Below are 18,753 nucleotides of genomic sequence, written 5' to 3'. Positions count from 1 at the left end.
AAGGACACCCATGGCCGCCCCGTTCACCTGTTCCGTTCCCCACAAGCTCGGCCGCGATGAGGCGGTGCGCCGCATCCAGGAGGGCGCGGCCCATCTGCGCGAGAAGTACGGCGACAAGGTCGAGATCAGGGAAGAGACCTGGACCGACGCCCATGTGGACTTCCGCGTCGCCGCCATGGGCTTCGAGGTACCGGGACAGATGGACGTGGCCGAGGATCAGGTGCACCTGACCCTCGAATTGCCCGGCTTCCTCTCGCTCGCCGCCGGCAAGATCCGCGACGTGGTGCAGAAGCAGGGCACCCTGCTGCTGGAAAAGAAGTAGGGACCGGGGCCGGCAGCGCCGGCCCCAATCACTTTCACACCGGCTTGAAGACCATGCTCGCCGTGTCCACCGTGAAGGTGCCGTCGGGCTCGATCTCGAAATAGGCCCGCACCGGCGCCGAGGCGCCGTCCTGCAAGGCGCGGATGGCGGCGGACATCACCTCCGGCGTCTTCATGCGGGCGATCCAGGAAGAGAATTCCAGCCGCAGGCGCCGCGTCACCACCTCGGTGAGCACGAGCCCGGCCTTCTCCGCCGCCACCGCCCATTCCGGCACCGAATAGTCCCGCACATGGGAGGTGTCGCGCAGGATCTCGATGCTCTGCATGAAGGTGTCGAGCAGCGGCTGCGGCGGGGCCACCACATCCATGAAGATCACCGTACCAGCGTCCTTCACCACTCGGCGTGCCTGCCGCAGGCCCGCGCCGACATCGCTCCAGTGGTGGGCGCTGTAGCGCGAGACCACCAGATCGAAGCTGTTGTCATCAAAGGGCAGGTCCTCGGCCACGCCCTGTTCGGTGGAAATGTTGTCGAGGCTGCGCTTGCGCGCCTCGTCTCCAACTGCCTGCAGCATGGAGGTGGACAGGTCATAGGCCACCACATGCCCCACATGCGGGGCGGCGGTGAAGGCGACATGGCCGCCGCCGCAGCCCAGATCGAGCATGCGCCCCACCTTCGCCCCAGCGAGCCGCTCCGCCAGCGCCGCGAGATCCGCACCCTTCGCATGCACTTCGCTGGCCACATAGGCCTGCGCCTGCGGGCTGAAGCGGGCGGACACCAGCCCCTCGTGACGGGGGGCGGACGGCTGGGCGGCGGCACTCGACATGGGAAGCATCCTTATCTGGGGAACGGTCTGGCGGCGGCCGGCACCGGCATCATCCGCGCGACCGACGTCACCGGCAAGCGGCGTGCGGTCGCGGCGGTGGTGAACCGGCCGGACAGGTGCAAGCTTGGAGCGGCTCTTAACAGGGTGCCAGAGGCAATCTTATCCTGGTATATTGACCACCATGATCGCCCCTCCCGCTTCTTCCAAGGGAACCACCCGCACGGACACCAGTCGCGCCGAAGCCGGCCGCCGCCGCATGCTGGCAGCGTTCGTGCGTGCCCGGCGCGAGGCCATGGAGCCGGCAAGCCACGGCTTTACCGATCTGCGCCGCCGCCGCACGCCGGGCCTCAGGCGCGAGGAACTGGCGCAGCTTGCTGGCCTGTCAGCCACATGGCTGAGCTGGATCGAGCAGGCGCGCGAGGTGTCTCTCTCGGCCCCGGCGGTGGGTCGGCTGGCGCGCGCCTTCGGCCTCTCTCCGGCCGAGCGCGCCTATCTGTTCGACCTTGCGGGAAAGGAAGACCCCGACCCGCCCGCCGCCGCCGCGCCAGAGACGCTAAACCCGCTGCTTCGCCTCATCGAGGCCGTGCCCTTCCCGGCCTATCTGCTGGACGGCGGCTGGGATGCCATCGGCTGGAACGCCCCGGCCAGCGCTCTCTTCAGGGGCTGGCTGGACATCGCCCCGGACACGGGCCGACCGAACCTGCTGCGCTTCATCTTCGCCACCCAGGCGGCCCCGGCACTCATCCCCGATCATGAGGCGCGGGCGCGCCGGGTGCTGGCGGAATTCCGCGCCGACACCTCCCGGCACATGAGCGAGCCCGCACTGGCCGCGCTGGTGGCGGAGCTGCGCGACACTTCGCCCCTGTTCGCCCGGCTCTGGGACGGACAAGCCGTGCTGGGGCGGGAGGGGGGCCTGCGCACCTTCCTCGATGCGGACGGTGCCGTGCTGCGCTTCGATCAGCTGACCCTTGCGCCCCTGCCCGGCGGGCGGGCCCGGCTGGTGGTGCTAACACCCCGGATTTAACGGTATTATCGGCCTGAGTGCATTTACCGCAATGCAAGCCAAACCCAAGCCTCGCATGATAGGCGCCGCTAAGGCACGGAATCATGCGCCGGTTTCAGATCGGCGCGGGGGCTCTCATGCGCGGCGCGGAAGACGTTAAGAACTGGATGAACATGTTCCGCTGGATCGTGAAACTGATCCGCGACGACTACGGGATTCCGGAAGACCAGCTCACCCGTAACGCCGCCATTGAAGAGGATCTCGGCCTGCAGGCGGAGCAGTTGGAACAGGTGATGGACGCCCTCAGCGAGGCGTTCAAGATCCGCTTCCCCGAAGGCGCGCTCAACGAGCTGGTGCGGCTGGAAGAGCTCTGCCTGCTCGCGAGCTGGCTGGCCGGCTTCTACAAGCAGCCGCCCTTTCTGGCCGATAGCTTCGCCGCCGAGGCCATGGCCATGAACCCAGGCGCCGGTCAGGGCTGAAGCGGCACCACCAGCACAGCCAGCGCGAGCACGCCCATCGCCAGCGGCACCACGGCCGCGATCCTGAGACCCCACCGCAGTGCAGGACCATCCATGGGCGCGCGGGCCATACGGCAGAACAGGCTTGCCGCGAGCGTGGCGGGGGCTTGGTAAGACATGGTGTCACCTCCTGCGCACAGCTCACCCGAACCCGCATAAACGCGCGATCCCAAACTCGCGCCCGGCCATAAGCGCTGCATCAATGCCCGCTGCCACCCTGTTCTTGTGCCGTGACGCCAGCTCTACTAGGCTTGGAGGCATTGTTTCTGTTGTCCTTCATCCTTCTATAGTCCTTGGCTTGAATAGCTTGAGATATAGCTAGACGGCCTTCTTTTCTGGCCCCCGGAGGGCGGCAGGCGTGATCCAGCGGGTGGCGACGGTGGCGTTCGAAGGCGTGAATGCGCGCCCCGTGGACGTGCAGGTGCATGTGGCCCCCGGCCTGCCCGCCTTCACCATCGTCGGCCTGCCGGACAAAGCCGTCACCGAGGCCAAGGAACGGGTGCGCGCCGCCCTCATCGCCTCCGGCCTCGCGCTGCCGGCGCGGCGCATCACCGTCAATCTCGCCCCCGCCGACCTGCCCAAGGAAGGCTCCCATTACGATCTGCCCATCGCGCTGGGCCTCATGGCCGCCATCGGCGCCATTCCCGCCGATGCGCTGGACAGCTTCACCGTGGTCGGCGAGTTGGGGCTGGACGGCTCCATCGCGGCCGTGGCGGGCGTGCTACCCGCCGCCATCGGCGCCAATGCGCGCGGCCATGGCCTCATCTGCCCCGCAGCCTGCGGCGCGGAGGCCGCCTGGGCCAGCCCGGACATGGCCATCCTCGCCCCCGTCTCGCTGATCCAGCTGGCCAACCATGTCACTGGCCGGCAGGTGCTTGCCCGCCCCGATCCGCGCCTGAAGGGTGCACGCGCGGGAGGGCCGGACCTGCGCGACGTAAAGGGGCAGGAAACAGCCAAGCGGGCGCTGGAGGTGGCTGCCGCCGGCGGGCACAATCTGCTCTATGTGGGCCCGCCCGGCTCGGGAAAGTCCATGCTGGCCCAGCGGCTGCCCTCCATCCTACCGCCGCTGGTGCCAGCCGAGATGCTGGCCGTCTCCATGATCGCTTCCGTGGCCGGGGCCATCGAGGACGGGGCGCTGGTGGACCGCCGCCCGTTCCGCGCCCCGCATCATTCCGCCTCCATGGCCGCCATGGTGGGAGGCGGGCTGAAGGCCCGGCCGGGCGAGGTGTCGCTGGCGCATCTGGGCGTGCTGTTTCTGGACGAGCTACCGGAATTCTCATCCCAGGTGCTGGACAGCCTGCGCCAGCCGCTGGAGATCGGCGAGGTGGCCATTTCCCGCGCCAATGCCCGCGTCACCTATCCGGCGCGCTTCCAGCTGGTGGCCGCCATGAACCCGTGCAAGTGCGGACGGGCGGGAGAGGCCGGCTTCGTCTGCAAGCGCGGGCCGCGCTGTGCGGATGAATATCAGGCACGCCTGTCCGGCCCCTTCCTCGACCGCATCGACATCCATCTGGAAGTGCCCGCCGTCACCGCCGCCGATCTGGTGCTGCCGCCGCCGCAGGAGGGCTCCGCGGAGGTAGCCGCCCGCGTCGCCGCCGCCCGCGACCTGCAGCGGGCGCGCTATGCGGCGCTGGACCGGCCGGACATCGCCACCAATGCGGAAGCCACCGGCCCGCTGCTGGATCTGGTGGCCCGCCCCGACGCCACCGGACAGGCACTGCTGCGCGAGGCGGCGGAGGCCATGCGGCTGTCGGCGCGCGGCTATCACCGGGTGCTGAAGGTGGCGCGCACGCTGGCGGACCTGTCGGGCGCCGAGACGCTGGGTCGCGCCCATCTGGCCGAGGCGCTCGCCTATCGCGCGCTGGCCGACAAGCCGCGCGCGGCGGCCTGAGCCGATCCGGCTCTAGTCGATGCGCAACTGCTCACCAAGGAAGCCGATCACCGCATCCGCCTTGGGGCTGAGCTGGCGGGATTTCGGCCACACCAGATGCAGCGGCAGGCCGTCCGTCGCCTGATCCGGCAGAATCTGGACCAGCGCGCCGCTCGCCAGTTCATCGGCGATCAGCCATGTGGCGAGTTGCGCCACACCGAAGCCGGCCTTCACCGCGCCGATCTGGGCCTCGGCGCTGCCGAGCACCATGCGTGCCGGCCCGGACTTCAGCTCGCCGCCGCCCGGCCCAGCGAACCGCCAGGGCGACACGCCGCCATCGGCACGGGCATAGAGAATGGCGTCCAGCCGCAGGAGATCGTCGGCCACCGCCGGCGTGCCGTGGCGCGCGAGATAGGCCGGCGCGGCGCAGAAGATCACGGTCTCCGTGCCCATATAGCGGCGCGCCAGCCCTTCGGCCCATGTCCTGGTGGCGCTGATCCGCACCGCCACATCCACCCCCTCCTCCATGATGTCGATGAAGCGGTCGGTGAAGGACACCTGCGGCTGTAGCGCCGGATAGCGCTCGGCCAGCGCCAGCAGCAGCGGCATCACCCGGAGGCGGCCGAAGGCCACGGGGACATCGAGCCGGATCCGCCCGGCGGGCGCGGTGCCGTGGGAGGCCAGCACCGCTTCGGCATCGGCCAGATCTCCCAGCACGCGCACGCAGGTGCCGTAGAAGGCGACGCCCGCATCGGTCAGCTTCAGGGCACGGGTGGTGCGCTCGAACAGCCGGCAGGAGAGCCGGGCTTCCAGTCGACCGACGCTCTTGCTGATCGCTGACACCGTCAGGTTCAGCCGCCGCCCCGCCGCGGTGAAGCTGCCCAGATCCGCGGCGGCCACGAAGGCCTCGATCCCCTTCAGACGCTCAGACGGCAGCATGAGTCCGGCCGCACCTTTGATCAAAGGTCAATAATCCTGCGAATTAATGCCGTGCTTCGATCCGGATGGTCAATGCTAGAGAGGCGCCTTCAGCGTGGAGGCGAGTATGCGTGCATCGACCGATCAGCAGCACCGGGCCGAAGCGGCCGGAACAAGCCAGGACGCGCTGGCCATCTGGCTGCTGGCCCTTTCGGCCTTCCTCATCGTCACCACCGAATTCATCATCGTCGGCCTGCTGCCGGGCCTCGCGCGGGATCTCGGCATCTCGGTGGCGGCCGCCGGCTGGCTGGTGACGCTGTTCGCCTTCACCGTGATGCTGTTCGGCCCGCTGCTCACCGGCCTCGTCTCGCATCTCGATCGCAAGCGCCTGTTCATCGTCCTGCTGCTGATCTTCGCGGCGTCCAATGCGCTGGCGGCCCTCGCGCCCAATGTCTGGATCCTCGGCCTCGCGCGGTTCGTGCCGGCCATGGCCCTGCCCGTCTTCTGGGGCACGGCCAGCGAAACCGCCGGCGAGATCGCCGGGCCGGCCCATGCCGCCAAGGCCGTCTCCAACGTCTATATGGGCATTGCCGGCGCCATGGTGTTCGGCATTCCGCTCGGCACGCTGGCCGGCGACGGCTTCGGCTGGCGCGGCACCTTCTGGGGGCTCGCCGCCTTGTCCGCCATCGCCGCTGGCCTGTTGGCAGTGGTCATGCCCGCCGTCGCCCGGCCGGCGCGTCTGCATCTGGGCACGCAGTTGCAGATCATGCGGTCGCCACGCTTCCTCGCCCATCTCGGGCTGTCGGTGCTGGTCTTCACCGCCATGTTCACCGCCTATACCTATCTGGCCGATCTTCTTGAGCGGGTGGCCAACATCCCGCCCGGCGCGGTCGGATGGTGGCTGATGGGCTTCGGCGTGGTCGGCCTCGGGGGCAACTGGCTGGGCGGGCACATGGCGGGGCGCGATCCGCTGCGCGCCACCCTGCTCGCCGTGGCGGTGCTGGCGGTGGGCATGGCCGCCATCGTCCCGCTAGCCGACAGCCGGGCCGGACTGATCGCGGCGCTGCTGGTGTGGGGACTGGCGAACACCGCCCTCTATCCCATTTGTCAGGTACGGGTGATACAGGCCGCCAGCCATGCCCGCGCGCTGGCCGGAACCCTCAACGTCTCCATGGCCAATGCCGGCATCGGCCTTGGCGCCATGCTGGGCGGGGCCGCCATCACCGGGCTCGGCATCGGCAGCATCGGCTATCTGGCGGCGGCCGTGGCGGTCCTCGCCATACTGGCGGCGGCGCTGATGGCGCGCTCCGGCCGGGCTGCCCGGCATTGAGGTGGCGGCACGAACACTGTTCAATGCCGCCGCTGCCGCCGCGAACCGCAGAGGTGAGATGTCGATTTACGTCAGGTCCTGGCTGTTCGCACTCTGGAGCGCCCTGGTGCTGATCAGCTTTCCGTGGTGGCTGCCGCTTCTGCGCGGCACGCTCGGGCCGGTGGGCCTGCTGTTCGGGGCGGCCTTCTGGCTCGGTCACGGGCTGGCGGCGCTCTATCTGTTCGCCTGCCCCACCTGTGGCCTCTCGCTCTTCAGCAGCGGCAAGGGCCTGATTACCGGCCGCAGTCCCATCCCCCGCCGCAGGTGCGGTCATTGCGGCCGCGATCACACGGCGGTGGAGTGAGGGCAGCGATCAGCGGTTCAGCTCCATGCGATAGCGCACATGGTCGTCCACCTTGACGTAGCTGTCATAGAGCCGGCGGGCGGCGGCATTGGTATCGCGGGTGTGCCAGTAGAGGTCGGACCAGCCGTTGGCTTCGCACAGCGCCACCAGATGATCCATGATGGCCCGCGCCACGCCCGCCCCGCGCACGGACGGATCGACGAACAAATCTTCGAGATAGCAGAGCTTCGACAGGCTCCACGTACCCTCATGCGCCACGCAGAGCGCCATGCCGGCCAGTTGCCCGTCCACCTCCGCGACGAGTCCGAAGACGTCGGAGGCCGGATCGAGCACACGCCGCCACGTATAGGACGTCACTTCGTCGGGCACGTCGGCGTTGTAGAAATCGTTGTAGCCGGCCCAGAGGCGGCGCCAGTTCGCTTCATCCGCCGCTACGGGGTGCCGCACGACCACGCTTTGCACGCCTGAAACCGTCCCGCTCATGCCGTTCTCCTGCCCTGCCCCTTCGCTAGCACGACCGGGCGCAAACGAAAAAGGGCGCGCCCGAGGCGCGCCCTTTTGAAGCTGGAGCCAGAGCGCGATCAGCGCTGGGCGTTGGCCTGACGGCCGGCGCCGCCCTTCGGCAGGATGACCACCCGGGTGCCCACATTCACGCGGGCGTAGAGGTCTTCCACGTCGTTGTTGAGCATGCGGAAGCAGCCCGAGGACACGAACTTTCCGATGGTCTGCGGCTCATTGGTGCCGTGGATGCGATAGATAGTGCCGCCCAGATAGAGCGTGCGGGCGCCGAGCGGATTGCCCGGGCCGCCGGCCATGAAGCGCGGCAGGTAAGGCTGGCGCTGGATCATCTCCGCCGGCGGACGCCAGTCGGCCCATTCGGCCTTGCGGGAGATCTTCTCGGTGCCGGCCCAGTCGAAGCCGTCGCGGCCCACGCCGATGCCGTAGCGCATGGCCCGGCCGTTGCCCATCACGTAATAGAGATAGGTGTTCGGCGTATCGATGACGATGGTGCCGGCCGGCTGGGTGGTCACATAGGCCACTTCCTGGCGGCGGAAGCGATCCGGAACCGGCTCGCTCGGGTCCACATCCTCGATGCGCGGACCGGACGGGGCCTCGTTGGTGCCGGGCACCACGGCCGAATTGGCGCCATACACGCCAGCCGGAGGCTGAACCGCCGCCTGCTGCTGGACGTAGCCCTGGCCCTGACCCGGCTGCACGTAGCCCTGCTGCGGCTGGACAACATAACCCTGCGAGGGGTTCTGGCCCGGCTGCATGGCCTGCTGCTGCTCATAGCTCTGCGGCGGAGCGTAGCCGGCGCGCGGCGCTACCTGCTGGCCCTGCTGGCCATAAGCCTGCTGAGGCTGCTGGTAGCCCTGCTGCGGATAACCCTGCGGCTGGCTCTGCACCGGCTGGCCGGCGGCATAGCCGCCCTGCGGGGCAATAGACATGGGCTGCGAACCCTGCGCCGCAGGCTGGGCGTAACCCTGCTGCTGCGGATAGCCCTGCGGAGCGGTGGCGTAGCCCTGCTGCGGATACGTGGCCTGCGCGGCACCGGAGGGCGCGGCAATCGGGGCGCTCTCGACCGCATCGCTGCGCCGGGCGGGGCGCGCATAAGGGTCGTCATAGCCGGGCACGGAACCCGCCGGGCCGGACTGCGGCAGAGCCGCCGGAGGCGCCTCGGTGGTCACGGCACCCGTCGTCTCGTCGCCCGAGGTCGGCAGGTAGTAGCGTCCGGGAAGGCCCTGCGCGTGCGCCGACACGGCGAGCAGCGAGGCCCCGAGGGAGAGGAGGATGGTTTTGCGCAGCGTCATGGGACCGGTGTTAACCCCGAAAACGTGTCAAAATTGGAAACGCGGCCGTAAATCACGACCCACCGTGATCTCAGGACGTGCTGTTGTGGCTTCAAGGACACAGACGCGGATTTGGTTCCGAGATTCGGTCTGTAGTCCTCGCGGCAGTGCGGTGCAATGCTTGGTAGGCCGCCGACAAAGGATCGTGAAGGCCCCATGCAAGCCTCGTTAACGAGTCCTCTTGCACTGTGCTTTCTTTGCACATAAAGATATCTTTATGTCTTTCGGTCTGCCCTCCGAATTTTCGCCGCGCCTCGCGTTCGGCACCCTGCTCGACGGCCTCAAGGCGGCCGGCGAGGACACGCGCCTGCGCCTGCTGGCGGTGCTGGGAGAGGCTGACCTCACCGTCTCCGATCTCACCGAGATCATGGGCCAGTCGCAGCCGCGCATCTCCCGCCATCTCAAGCTTCTGGCCGAGGCCGGGCTGGTGGAGCGGCATCGCGAGGCCAGCTGGGTCTTCTATCGCCGCGCCACCGAGGGCGCCAACGGCGTGCTCGCCGCCCGCCTGCTAGCGCTGCTGGACACCGCCGACCCCATCCTCCAGCGCGACCGCGAGCGCCTCGCCGATGTGCGCGCCGCCCGTGCCTCCGCCGCGCAGGCCTATTTCCGCGCCCATGCGGAGGAGTGGGGCCGCATCCGCGGCCTGCACGCCCCCGAGGCGGAAGTGGAAGCCGCCGCGCTGGAGATCATGGGCGATGCCCCCATGGAGGCGCTGCTGGATCTGGGCACCGGAACCGGCCGCATGCTGGAGCTGTTCGGCGAGCGTATCTCGCGCGGGCTCGGGCTCGACCTCTCGCCCGACATGCTGGCGGTAGCGCGCGCCAATCTGGAGCGCGCGGGCCTGCGCAACTGCTCCGTGCGGCAGGGCGATATCTTCAATCTGGCCATGCCGCGCGACAGTTTCGATGCCGTCATCATCCATCAGGTGCTGCACTTCATCGACGACGGCGCGCGCGCCGTGCGCGAGGCCGCCCGTGTGCTGCGCCCCGGCGGGCGCCTGCTGGTGGTCGACTTCGCACCCCACGATCTCGAATTCCTGCGCGACGCCCATGCCCACCGCCGCCTCGGCTTCTCTGCCGAGACGGTGGCCGGCTGGATGACGCAGGCCGGGCTCGAGCCCGTGGGCTTCAAGACGCTGGCCCCGGCGCAGGACGCCGAGGGCCGCCTGATCGTATCGCTCTGGCTGGGCCGTGACCCGCGCAAGCGGGACCAGACCGGGGAATTGAGGGAGGGTTGAGTATGTCCGGGCCCGTCAGGGCGAGCCGCGCGCTGGGTAAGCCGCCGGTCTCCGTCTCGTTCGAATTCTTTCCGCCCAAGACCGAGGAGATGGAGCGCACGCTCTGGGCCTCCATCGGCCGGCTTGCGCCTCTGAACCCGCGCTTCGTCTCCGTGACCTATGGCGCCGGCGGCTCCACCCGCGAGCGCACCCACGCCACCGTGGCGCGCATCGTCAAGGAAACCACGCTGGCGCCTGCCGCCCATCTCACCTGCGTCGCCGCCACCAAGGCGGAGATCGACGAGGTGGTGCGCTCCTATGCGGACGCCGGCGTGAAGCACATCGTGGCCCTGCGCGGCGACCCGACCACCGGGGTGGGTACCGCCTATGAGCCCCATCCCGGCGGCTATGCCTATGCCGCCGATCTCGTGGCTGGCATCAAGAAGCTGGGCGATTTCGAGGTGTCCGTTTCGGCCTATCCCGAGAAGCACCCGGAAAGCCCGGGCCTGGACGCCGACATCGACGTGCTGAAGGGCAAGGTGGAGGCTGGCGCCAGCCGCGCCATCAGCCAGTTCTTCTTCGATAACGACGTCTATTTCCGCTATCTGGACAAGGTGCACGCGCGTGGCATCGACATTCCGATCGTGCCCGGCATCCTGCCCGTGACCAATTTCAAGCAGGCCGCGAAGTTTGCCGCCGCCACCGGCGCCAGTGTGCCGGACTGGCTGGCCGCCCGCTTCGAAGGACTGGACGACGACCCGGAAACGCGCAAGCTGATCGCCGCCGCCGTGGCGGCCGAGCAGGTGATGGATCTGGTTGATCGTGGTGTCACGGATATCCATTTCTATACGCTGAACCGCGCCGATCTCGTGTATGCCGTCTGCCACCTCCTGGGCCTGCGCGCCCCGGTGGAGGTGAAGGCCGAGGCGGCTTCGGCCTGACGACGAACTGATGTCCCGGCGGGATGGTCCCGCCGGTTCCTCTTTCCGGCCGCCCGCCCGGCGGCACGGCTCCACGGGTGCCCCATGACGACCGTCCCCGCTTCCGCCGCTCCGGCCGACCGCACGCCCCTCCTTCTCGCCGCCGCCCGCGAGCGCATTCTCGTGCTCGACGGCGCCATGGGCACCATGATCCAGGGCCTGAAGCTGGACGAGGCCGGCTATCGCGGCGCGCGCTTCGCCGACTGGCCGCAGGACATCAAGGGCAATAACGACATCCTCAACCTCACCCGCCCGGACGACGTGCGGGCGATCCACCTGAAGTATTTCCTCGCCGGCGCCGACATCGTCGAGACCAACACCTTCTCCTCCACCACCATCGCCCAGGCCGACTACGGCATGGAGGCGCTGGCCTATGAGCTGAATGTGGAAGGCGCGCGCCTCGCCCGCGAGGCCGCCGATGAGGCCGAAAAGCGCGACGGCCGCCCGCGCTTCGTCGCCGGCGCCATCGGCCCCACCAACCGCACCGCCTCCATCTCGCCGGACGTGAACAACCCCGGCTTCCGCGCCACCAGCTTCGACGAGCTGGCCGTGGCCTATGCGGAAGAAGTGCGCGGCCTGATGGACGGCGGCTCCGACATCATCCTCATCGAGACCATCTTCGACACGCTGAACGCCAAGGCCGCCGTGTTCGCGGTGGAGACCGTGTTCGAGGAGAAGGGCTGCCGCCTGCCGGTGATGATCTCCGGCACCATCACCGACCTTTCCGGCCGCACCCTCTCCGGCCAGACGCCCACCGCCTTCTGGTATTCGCTGCGCCACGCGCAGCCCTTCTCCATCGGCCTCAACTGCGCGCTGGGCGCCAAGGAGATGCGCGCCCATATCGCCGAGCTCGGCCGGGTGGCGGACACCTTCGTCTGCGCCTATCCCAATGCCGGCCTGCCCAATGAGTTCGGCCTCTATGACGAGAGCCCCGAGGCCATGGGCGAGCTGGTGGGCGAGTTCGCCGCCTCCGGCCTCGTCAACATCGTGGGCGGCTGCTGCGGCACCACGCCGGACCATATCGGCGCCATCGCCAAGGCGGTGGCCGGCAAGCCGCCGCGCCCGCTGCCCGAGCTCGACCCCATGCTGCGCCTCTCCGGCCTCGAGCCGTTCGAGCTGACGCCGCAGATCCCGTTCGTGAACGTGGGTGAGCGCACCAACGTCACCGGCTCCGCCCGCTTCCGCAAGCTGATCACCAATGCCGATTACGGCGCGGCGCTGGATGTGGCCCGCGATCAGGTGGAAAGCGGCGCGCAGGTCATCGACATCAACATGGATGAGGGCCTGCTCGACAGCAAGAAGGCCATGGTCGAGTATCTGAACCTCATCGCCTCCGAGCCCGACATCTCGCGGGTGCCGGTGATGGTGGACAGTTCCAAGTGGGACATCATCGAAGCGGGCCTGAAGTGCATTCAGGGCAAGGGCATCGTGAACTCCATCTCCATGAAGGAGGGGGAGGAGCAGTTCCGCCACTATGCACGCCTCGTGCGCCGCTACGGCGCCGCCGTGGTGGTGATGGCCTTCGACGAGCAGGGCCAGGCCGACACATTCGAGCGCAAGACCGAGATCTGCGCGCGCGCCTACAGGATCCTCGTGGATGAGATCGGCTTCCCGCCGGAAGACATCATCTTCGATCCCAACGTGTTCGCGGTGGCCACCGGCATCGAGGAGCATGCGCCCTATGGCGTCTACTTCATCGAGGCGACGCGCTGGATCCGCCAGAACCTGCCGCACGCCCACATCTCTGGCGGCGTCTCCAACCTCTCCTTCTCGTTCCGCGGCAACGAGCCCGTGCGCGAGGCCATGCACGCGGTGTTCCTCTATCACGCCATCAAGGTCGGGATGGACATGGGCATCGTCAACGCGGGCCAGCTCGCGGTCTATGACGAGATCCCCGCCGAGCTGCGCGAGGCCTGCGAGGATGTGGTGCTCAACCGCAACCCCGACGCCACCGACCGCCTGCTGGCTCTGGCCGAAGGTTTCAAGGGCGGCGCCGGCAAGGAGAAGAAGGAAGCCGACCTCACCTGGCGGACGCAGCCGGTGGACAAGCGCCTCGCCCATGCGCTGGTGAACGGCATCACCGAATATGTGGAGGCCGACACCGAGGAGGCGCGGGCCGCCGCTGCCCGCCCGCTGCATGTGATCGAAGGCCCGCTGATGAGCGGCATGAACATCGTCGGCGACCTGTTCGGCGCCGGCAAGATGTTCCTGCCGCAGGTGGTCAAGTCCGCCCGCGTGATGAAGCAGGCGGTGGCCTATCTCATGCCCTTCATGGAGAAGGAAAAGGAGGAAATGGGGATCACCGAGGCCTCGGCTGCGGGCAAGATCCTCATGGCCACCGTCAAGGGCGACGTGCACGACATCGGCAAGAACATCGTCGGCGTCGTGCTCCAGTGCAACAATTACGAGGTCATCGACCTCGGCGTGATGGTGCCCACCGCCAAGATCCTCGAAGTGGCCAAGGCGGAGAAGGTGGACGTGATCGGCCTCTCCGGCCTCATCACCCCCTCGCTGGACGAGATGGTGACGGTGGCCTCCGAGATGGAGCGCGAAGGCTTTGTCGTGCCGCTGCTCATCGGCGGCGCCACCACCTCGCGTGTCCACACGGCGGTGAAGATCGCCCCGCAGTATCATCGCGGGCAGGCGGTCTATGTGACCGACGCCAGCCGCGCGGTGGGCGTGGTCTCCAACCTGCTCAGCCCCGAGACCCGCGACACCTACATGGCCGACATCAAGGCCGAATATGTGAAGCTGGCCGATGCCCATGCCCGCGCCGATGCCAACAAGCAGCGCGTGCCGCTGAAGAGCGCCCGTGACAACGCTTTGAAGCTGGACTTCAAGGCGGAAGCCCCCGCCAAGCCGACGTTCCTCGGCACCAAGGTGTTCGAGGACTACGACCTCGCGGATCTGGTGCCCTTCATCGACTGGTCGCCCTTCTTCGCCTCGTGGGAGCTGACGGGCAAGTATCCGGCCATCCTTCAGGACGATCTGGTGGGCGAGGCCGCCCGCAACCTCTTCGCCGATGCGCAGGCGATGCTGAAGAAGATGATCGACGAGAAGTGGGTGACGGCGAAGGCCGTGATCGGCTTCTGGCCGGCCAATGCGGTGGACGACGACATCGTGCTGTTCCACGACGAGGGCCGCATGACGCCGCGTGCCACGCTGCACACCTTGCGCCAGCAGCTCGCCCGCCGCGAGGGCCGCTCCAACCTCGCTCTGGCCGATTTCATCGCTCCGGTGGACACGGGCGTGCATGATTATATCGGCGGCTTCGCGGTGACAGCCGGCATTGGTGAGCAGGAGCGCACCGACGCCTTCAAGGCGGCCAACGACGACTATTCCGCCATCCTGCTCAAGGCCCTGTGCGACCGTCTCGCGGAGGCGTTTGCCGAGCGCATGCATCATCTGGTGCGCACCCAGTTCTGGGCCTATGCCCCGGACGAGGGTCTCACCAATGAGGATCTGATCTCGGAGAAGTATCGCGGCATCCGCCCGGCGCCGGGCTATCCGGCCCAGCCCGACCATACGGAGAAGGGCACGCTGTTCGAGCTTCTGGATGCCACCAGCCAGATCGGGCTGGAGCTGACGGAGAGCTTCGCCATGTGGCCAGGCGCGGCGGTGTCGGGCCTCTATTTCGCCCATCCGGAAAGCGCCTATTTCGGCGTCGGCCGCATCGAGCGCGATCAGGTGGAAGACTATGCCGCCCGCAAGGGCTGGACGGTGGCGGAGGGCGAGAAGTGGCTCGCCCCCATCCTGAACTACGACCCCACCCGCCGCGCCGCGGCGGAGTGAGGGGAGCGAAACGGTCCGGACCAGCAGAGCCCGGGCTGTCCCACAGAGGAAGCGTCATGCCCGGGCTTGACCCGGGCATCCACGTCGGGCCGATGGTGCGACGTGTGAAGGGAAGGCGGGACTGATCCGCTGCTTGCCAAGCGTTATACCCGGAACAGCCACGTGGATCCCCGGATCAAGTCCGGGGATGACGGTCTGTTATGGGAGGGGCGGCGCACTGCGCTTCGGCTCTGGCTGTATCCAAAGGAAGCGCGCCGAGAACTGAGCGCCCGCTCAGCCCACCGGACGGCGGTCCTCGATGGTCTTGGCGTCAGCCGGGAGCGTCCCCGGCGCCAGCGGCACGAGGCGCGCGCGCAGCTTGGTGGCGGCGCGCAGGTCGTCCAGCAGGCGCTCCTCGGCGACGCTGCCGGAAGCCTCATACTCCAGCACCATGTCGTCCTGATCGCCCGCGCGTTCCACCACGAGACGGGCGCGGGCGACGGCGGGGTGCTTCTTCACGGCGGCGGTCACCTGCACCGGATGCACGAACATGCCGCGGATCTTGGTCACCTGATCCGCCCGGCCGAGCCAGCCGCGCAGGCGCGTGTTGGTGCGCCCGCAGGGGCTGATGCCCGGCAGCACGGCGGAGAGATCGCCGGTGGCGAAGCGCACCAGCGGATAGTCCTCCTCCAGCAGCGTCACCACCACCTCGCCGACCTCGCCCTCTTCCTCCACCGGATCGCCGGTGCCGGGGCGCAGGATCTCGATGATCAGATGCTCGTCGGCGATCATCCCCTCCTCCGCCTCGCTCTCATAGGCGACGAGGCCGAGGTCCGCGGTGCCGTAACACTGGCGCGCGATGACGCCCGCCGCCTTGAACTCGGCGCGCTGGGCGGGCAGGTAGGCCTCGCCCGAGACCAGCGCCTTGGTGAGGGAAGAGATGTCCGTGCCCTCCTCCCGCGCACGGTCGAGGAGAATCTTGAGAAACGAGGGCGTGCCGCCATAGCCGTTGGGGCGGATGTCGGCGATGGCGCGCAATTGCAGATCGGTCTGCCCCACACCGCCGGGCACCACGGCGCAGCCGAGCGCATGGGCGCCGCTCTCCACCATGGAGCCGGCGGGGGTGAGGTGATAGGAGAAGCAGTTGTGCACGATCTCGCCGGCGCGGAAACCGGCGGCATAGAGCGCGCGGGCGAAGCGCCAGTAATCGGGCTTGCGCCCTTCCGGATCGTAGATCGGCCCCGGCGACATGAAGATGCGCGCGAGCCCGCCCGGCACCGTGCCGTTCAGCCCACCGAACGGCAGGCTTTTGGGCTGCAAGTCCAGCAGCGCCGACTTACGGGTGACGGGAAGTTTCGCCAATGCCGCGCGGCTGGTGATGGCCTCCGGGTCCACATCCGCCAGCAGGGTGCCGAAATAGGCCGAGCGGGTCTTCGCCAGCGCGATCTGGCGCGGCAGCGCCGTCATCAGCTCGGCTTCGCGGACTTGCGGGTCGCGGGTTTCCAGCGCGTCGAAGGTCACGGTCATCTCGGCCTCGCCTCGCTCACAGCCAGCGCTTGCGGCGCTTGAAGGATTTCAGATTCTTGAACGACTTGCGCTCCTCGCCGCCGCCCTGCCCGAGGTAGAATTCCTTCACATCCTCATTGTTGCGCAACTGGTCAGCGGTGCCATCGAGCACGATCTTGCCCTGCTCCATGATATAGCCGGTATCGGCCACGGAGAGCGCCACGCGCGCGTTCTGCTCCACCAGCAGGATGGTAACGCCGAGATCGGTGTTGAGCTGCTTGATGATGGCGAACACCTCCTTCACCAGCAGCGGCGAGAGGCCCATGGAGGGCTCGTCCATGAGGATGAGCTTCGGCCGCGCCATGATCGCCCGGCCGATGGCCAGCATCTGCTGCTCGCCGCCGGAGAGATAGCCGGCAAGGCCCGTGCGCTCCTTCAGGCGCGGGAAATAATGATAGACGCGCTCGATATCCTCCTTCACGCCATTGTCGCGGCGGGTGAAGGCGCCGAGGCGCAGGTTTTCCAGCACGGTCATGTCGCCGATGATGCGGCGGCCTTCCATCACCTGGAAGATGCCCTTGCGCACGATGCGGTCTGGCTCGATGCCCTTGATCCGCTCGCCCTCGAAGGTGATGTCGCCGCGCGTGACCTCGCCGTCCTCGGACTTCAGCAGGCCGGAGATGGCTTTGAGCGTGGTGGACTTTCCCGCGCCGTTGGAGCCGAGTAGAGCCACGATCTGGCCCTTGGGCACTTTCAGCGAGAGGCCGCGCAGCACGAGGATGACGTCGTTATAGACCACCTCGATATTGTCCACGGCCAGCAGCGGCGTGCCCGTGCTCGCGGCAGGCGGGGCGTCCATCTTCAGCGCGGCCTCGGCCATGGCGGTCTCTCCGTTGATCAGATGGTCAGGGCGGGGCGCGCGGTGGCGCCCCGCCCTCAGCCTTGGCTCACCAGCCCTGCAGCTCGGTCTTGCGGTCGAGCTTGATGGTGGCGACCTTCTCCAGCTTGATGGCGCCGGACTTCACCAGCTCGGCCAGCGAACCGTCCGTCGGCCCGCTCACCACCGAGCGATAGAGGTCCACCGTCATGGTCGGGCGATGGTCGGTGTTGGTCCAGGTGGAGGGGTTGCACACGCCGGTGGTGCCCTCGGGCACCCAGTCCTTCTTCTGGTACATGCCCTCAGCGATCTTCGGCCCGGTTACGCCGCCATTCTTGTCCGCCCACTGCATGGCTTCCTTCATGTAGAGGACGGTGCAGACGGCGGTCATGTAATGCACGGAGCGATAGGCGTTGCCGGAGGGGTCGGACTGCTTGGAGATCTCCTTGAAGGTCTCCAGCCCCGGCGCGGAGCCGGTCCAGGTCACGGCGGTGCGCACCGGGAAGACGACGCCGTTGGCAGCCGTACCGGCGGCCTTCATGGCCTCCTCGCCCATGCCCCATACATTGCCGAGGAACTGCACCTTCACGCCCGCCGTCTCGCAGGCCTTCAGCACCGAGATGTTGGAGCCGGCCGTATTGCCGAGATAGGCGTAATTGGCGCCGCCCTGCTTCAGGGTCAGGCACTGGGCGGTGTAGTCACCCGGCGTCAGAGCGAAGGTGATGGGCTCCAGCACGTCGAATCCCAGTTCCTTGGCATAGGCCTCGGCGGCGGCTTTCGGCGAGTTGGGATAGGGGTGGTTGGCACCCATGTGCACCCACTTGGGCTTGCCCTGCCCGCCCTTGGCCTTCCAGTCGTCCGCCGCCCACTGCACCATGGCGCGCGCGGCATCAGAATAGGACGGGCCGTAGAAGAAATTATAGGGCGCGGCGCGCTCGCTCTTGGGGCCGGCCTTGCCGGTGGGGTCGGTCAGCGAGGCGGAATAGGAGCCGGAATAATAGGGAATCTGCTCCTTGGTCACCATGGCGACCAGCGCCTCGGTGTCCGCCGTGCCCCAGCCCTGGATGGCCACCACCTTGTCGGAGCCGGACGTCCACTTCTTGAAGGCGGCCAGCGCGCGCGGCACCTGATAGCCGTATTCGTTGAAGTCGGAATTGATGGTCTTGCCGTTCACCCCGCCATTCTTGTTGATGAACGCGATGGTGTCCTGCACGCCCTGTCCGTAGGGCTGGCCCACGTCCGAGGTGCCGCCGGAATAATCGGCGAGGTGGCCAATATTGATGGTCTGCTGGGCCAGCGCCGGCGTGGCGGCAGCGAGCGCCAGCACCGAGACGAGCGATAAAGCAACGGTCCTCATGCGTCTGTCTCCTCTTGACGGTTTCCTCAACCCCGGCCCGGTGGTCTTCTGCCTCCGGTTCCGGCCATC

At 68.0% G+C, this 18,753-nt stretch carries 17 protein-coding genes; 9 read left to right on the top strand and 8 right to left on the bottom strand.

Features of this window, described 5'->3' with window-relative positions:
* Positions 1 to 10 precede the first annotated feature (10 nt).
* The gene (locus IEW24_RS20180; RefSeq protein ID WP_188582013.1) at positions 11 to 322 is read left to right on the top strand and encodes a polyhydroxyalkanoic acid system family protein; all 312 of its coding nucleotides are present in this window, start codon (positions 11 to 13) and stop codon (positions 320 to 322) included.
* A 34-nt stretch (positions 323 to 356) separates the two neighbouring features.
* Here the strand turns inward: IEW24_RS20180 and IEW24_RS20175 are convergent, their stop codons facing one another.
* Positions 357 to 1,145 carry a class I SAM-dependent methyltransferase gene (locus IEW24_RS20175; protein WP_188582011.1) on the bottom strand — a complete coding sequence of 263 codons (789 nt, stop codon included), beginning with the start codon at positions 1,143 to 1,145 and terminating at the stop codon, positions 357 to 359.
* A gap of 181 nt (positions 1,146 to 1,326) precedes the next feature.
* Between IEW24_RS20175 and IEW24_RS20170 the strand changes: the two genes are divergently transcribed.
* Together IEW24_RS20170 and IEW24_RS20165 are read left to right on the top strand one after the other, a co-directional pair.
* The gene (locus IEW24_RS20170; protein WP_188582009.1) at positions 1,327 to 2,169 is read left to right on the top strand and encodes a helix-turn-helix transcriptional regulator; all 843 of its coding nucleotides are present in this window, start codon (positions 1,327 to 1,329) and stop codon (positions 2,167 to 2,169) included.
* A gap of 116 nt (positions 2,170 to 2,285) precedes the next feature.
* The gene (locus tag IEW24_RS20165) at positions 2,286 to 2,627 is read left to right on the top strand and encodes an acyl carrier protein (protein ID WP_210324256.1); all 342 of its coding nucleotides are present in this window, start codon (positions 2,286 to 2,288) and stop codon (positions 2,625 to 2,627) included.
* Here the strand turns inward: IEW24_RS20165 and IEW24_RS20160 are convergent.
* Positions 2,618 to 2,785, bottom strand: a complete 168-nt coding sequence (locus tag IEW24_RS20160; protein WP_188582005.1) for a hypothetical protein — start codon at positions 2,783 to 2,785, stop codon at positions 2,618 to 2,620. The two genes, IEW24_RS20165 and IEW24_RS20160, sit on opposite strands and share 10 nt — an antisense overlap.
* A 239-nt stretch (positions 2,786 to 3,024) precedes the next feature.
* Between IEW24_RS20160 and IEW24_RS20155 the strand changes: the two genes are divergently transcribed.
* Complete coding sequence (locus IEW24_RS20155) at positions 3,025 to 4,557, top strand: YifB family Mg chelatase-like AAA ATPase (protein ID WP_188582003.1); 1,533 nt, start codon at positions 3,025 to 3,027, stop codon at positions 4,555 to 4,557.
* A gap of 12 nt (positions 4,558 to 4,569) precedes the next feature.
* On the opposite strand, the gene IEW24_RS20150 is transcribed toward IEW24_RS20155, so the two are convergent.
* Positions 4,570 to 5,475 carry a LysR family transcriptional regulator gene (locus IEW24_RS20150; RefSeq protein WP_188582001.1) on the bottom strand — a complete coding sequence of 302 codons (906 nt, stop codon included), beginning with the start codon at positions 5,473 to 5,475 and terminating at the stop codon, positions 4,570 to 4,572.
* A gap of 106 nt (positions 5,476 to 5,581) precedes the next feature.
* Here IEW24_RS20150 and IEW24_RS20145 point away from each other — a divergent pair, with 106 nt between their 5' ends.
* Both IEW24_RS20145 and IEW24_RS20140 read left to right on the top strand, forming a co-directional pair.
* Positions 5,582 to 6,784 carry an MFS transporter gene (locus tag IEW24_RS20145; RefSeq protein ID WP_188581999.1) on the top strand — a complete coding sequence of 401 codons (1,203 nt, stop codon included), beginning with the start codon at positions 5,582 to 5,584 and terminating at the stop codon, positions 6,782 to 6,784.
* A 58-nt stretch (positions 6,785 to 6,842) separates the two neighbouring features.
* Positions 6,843 to 7,127, top strand: coding sequence for a hypothetical protein (locus IEW24_RS20140; RefSeq protein WP_188581997.1), 285 nt, complete (start codon positions 6,843 to 6,845; stop codon positions 7,125 to 7,127).
* Positions 7,128 to 7,136: 9 nt separating this feature from the next.
* On the opposite strand, the gene IEW24_RS20135 is transcribed toward IEW24_RS20140, so the two are convergent.
* Positions 7,137 to 7,610, bottom strand: a complete 474-nt coding sequence (locus tag IEW24_RS20135; protein WP_188581995.1) for a GNAT family N-acetyltransferase — start codon at positions 7,608 to 7,610, stop codon at positions 7,137 to 7,139.
* Between the two features lie 98 nt (positions 7,611 to 7,708).
* Positions 7,709 to 8,938, bottom strand: a complete 1,230-nt coding sequence (locus IEW24_RS20130) for a L,D-transpeptidase (RefSeq protein WP_244644560.1) — start codon at positions 8,936 to 8,938, stop codon at positions 7,709 to 7,711.
* A gap of 256 nt (positions 8,939 to 9,194) precedes the next feature.
* Between IEW24_RS20130 and IEW24_RS20125 the strand changes: the two genes are divergently transcribed.
* The 3 genes from IEW24_RS20125 to metH all read left to right on the top strand — a co-directional run bounded on the left by IEW24_RS20125 (position 9,195) and on the right by metH (position 14,965).
* Complete coding sequence (locus IEW24_RS20125; RefSeq protein ID WP_188581993.1) at positions 9,195 to 10,214, top strand: ArsR/SmtB family transcription factor; 1,020 nt, start codon at positions 9,195 to 9,197, stop codon at positions 10,212 to 10,214.
* Positions 10,215 to 10,216: 2 nt separating this feature from the next.
* Positions 10,217 to 11,134: a methylenetetrahydrofolate reductase [NAD(P)H] gene (gene metF, locus IEW24_RS20120; RefSeq protein WP_188581991.1), complete on the top strand. Its 918-nt coding sequence runs from the start codon at positions 10,217 to 10,219 to the stop codon at positions 11,132 to 11,134.
* A gap of 84 nt (positions 11,135 to 11,218) precedes the next feature.
* Positions 11,219 to 14,965 (top strand): methionine synthase, encoded by a 3,747-nt coding sequence (gene metH, locus IEW24_RS20115; protein WP_188581989.1) that lies wholly within the window; start codon positions 11,219 to 11,221, stop codon positions 14,963 to 14,965.
* Between the two features lie 273 nt (positions 14,966 to 15,238).
* Here metH and IEW24_RS20110 read toward each other — a convergent pair whose 3' ends face one another.
* The 3 genes from IEW24_RS20110 to IEW24_RS20100 all read right to left on the bottom strand — a co-directional run bounded on the left by IEW24_RS20110 (position 15,239) and on the right by IEW24_RS20100 (position 18,684).
* On the bottom strand, positions 15,239 to 16,471 hold the full coding sequence (locus tag IEW24_RS20110; RefSeq protein WP_188581986.1) for a phenylacetate--CoA ligase family protein: 1,233 nt from the start codon (positions 16,469 to 16,471) through the stop codon (positions 15,239 to 15,241).
* Positions 16,472 to 16,487: 16 nt separating this feature from the next.
* Positions 16,488 to 17,330 (bottom strand): ABC transporter ATP-binding protein, encoded by an 843-nt coding sequence (locus IEW24_RS20105; protein ID WP_188581984.1) that lies wholly within the window; start codon positions 17,328 to 17,330, stop codon positions 16,488 to 16,490.
* Positions 17,331 to 17,397: 67 nt separating this feature from the next.
* Positions 17,398 to 18,684, bottom strand: a complete 1,287-nt coding sequence (locus IEW24_RS20100; protein ID WP_188581982.1) for an ABC transporter substrate-binding protein — start codon at positions 18,682 to 18,684, stop codon at positions 17,398 to 17,400.
* Between the last annotated feature and the right edge of the window lie 69 nt (positions 18,685 to 18,753).

The sequence above is a fragment of the Azorhizobium oxalatiphilum genome, from assembly GCF_014635325.1.
In the GTDB taxonomy this organism is placed as follows: domain Bacteria; phylum Pseudomonadota; class Alphaproteobacteria; order Rhizobiales; family Xanthobacteraceae; genus Azorhizobium; species Azorhizobium oxalatiphilum.
This window is presented reverse-complemented; position numbering and strand designations above follow the sequence as displayed.

Excerpts from the sequence above, each read along its gene's own strand:
- IEW24_RS20140 (WP_188581997.1), top strand. The coding sequence starts at position 6,843 with ATGTCGATTTACGTCAGGTCCTGGCTGTTCGCACTCTGGAGCGCCCTG.
- metF (WP_188581991.1), top strand. The coding sequence starts at position 10,217 with ATGTCCGGGCCCGTCAGGGCGAGCCGCGCGCTGGGTAAGCCGCCGGTC.
- IEW24_RS20145 (WP_188581999.1), top strand. The coding sequence starts at position 5,582 with ATGCGTGCATCGACCGATCAGCAGCACCGGGCCGAAGCGGCCGGAACA.
- IEW24_RS20135 (WP_188581995.1), bottom strand. The coding sequence starts at position 7,610 with ATGAGCGGGACGGTTTCAGGCGTGCAAAGCGTGGTCGTGCGGCACCCC.
- IEW24_RS20100 (WP_188581982.1), bottom strand. The coding sequence starts at position 18,684 with ATGAGGACCGTTGCTTTATCGCTCGTCTCGGTGCTGGCGCTCGCTGCC.
- IEW24_RS20130 (WP_244644560.1), bottom strand. The coding sequence starts at position 8,938 with ATGACGCTGCGCAAAACCATCCTCCTCTCCCTCGGGGCCTCGCTGCTC.
- IEW24_RS20160 (WP_188582005.1), bottom strand. The coding sequence starts at position 2,785 with ATGTCTTACCAAGCCCCCGCCACGCTCGCGGCAAGCCTGTTCTGCCGT.
- IEW24_RS20110 (WP_188581986.1), bottom strand. The coding sequence starts at position 16,471 with ATGACCGTGACCTTCGACGCGCTGGAAACCCGCGACCCGCAAGTCCGC.
- IEW24_RS20125 (WP_188581993.1), top strand. The coding sequence starts at position 9,195 with ATGTCTTTCGGTCTGCCCTCCGAATTTTCGCCGCGCCTCGCGTTCGGC.
- metH (WP_188581989.1), top strand. The coding sequence starts at position 11,219 with ATGACGACCGTCCCCGCTTCCGCCGCTCCGGCCGACCGCACGCCCCTC.
- IEW24_RS20180 (WP_188582013.1), top strand. The coding sequence starts at position 11 with ATGGCCGCCCCGTTCACCTGTTCCGTTCCCCACAAGCTCGGCCGCGAT.
- IEW24_RS20105 (WP_188581984.1), bottom strand. The coding sequence starts at position 17,330 with ATGGCCGAGGCCGCGCTGAAGATGGACGCCCCGCCTGCCGCGAGCACG.
- IEW24_RS20150 (WP_188582001.1), bottom strand. The coding sequence starts at position 5,475 with ATGCTGCCGTCTGAGCGTCTGAAGGGGATCGAGGCCTTCGTGGCCGCC.
- IEW24_RS20170 (WP_188582009.1), top strand. The coding sequence starts at position 1,327 with ATGATCGCCCCTCCCGCTTCTTCCAAGGGAACCACCCGCACGGACACC.
- IEW24_RS20175 (WP_188582011.1), bottom strand. The coding sequence starts at position 1,145 with ATGTCGAGTGCCGCCGCCCAGCCGTCCGCCCCCCGTCACGAGGGGCTG.
- IEW24_RS20165 (WP_210324256.1), top strand. The coding sequence starts at position 2,286 with ATGCGCGGCGCGGAAGACGTTAAGAACTGGATGAACATGTTCCGCTGG.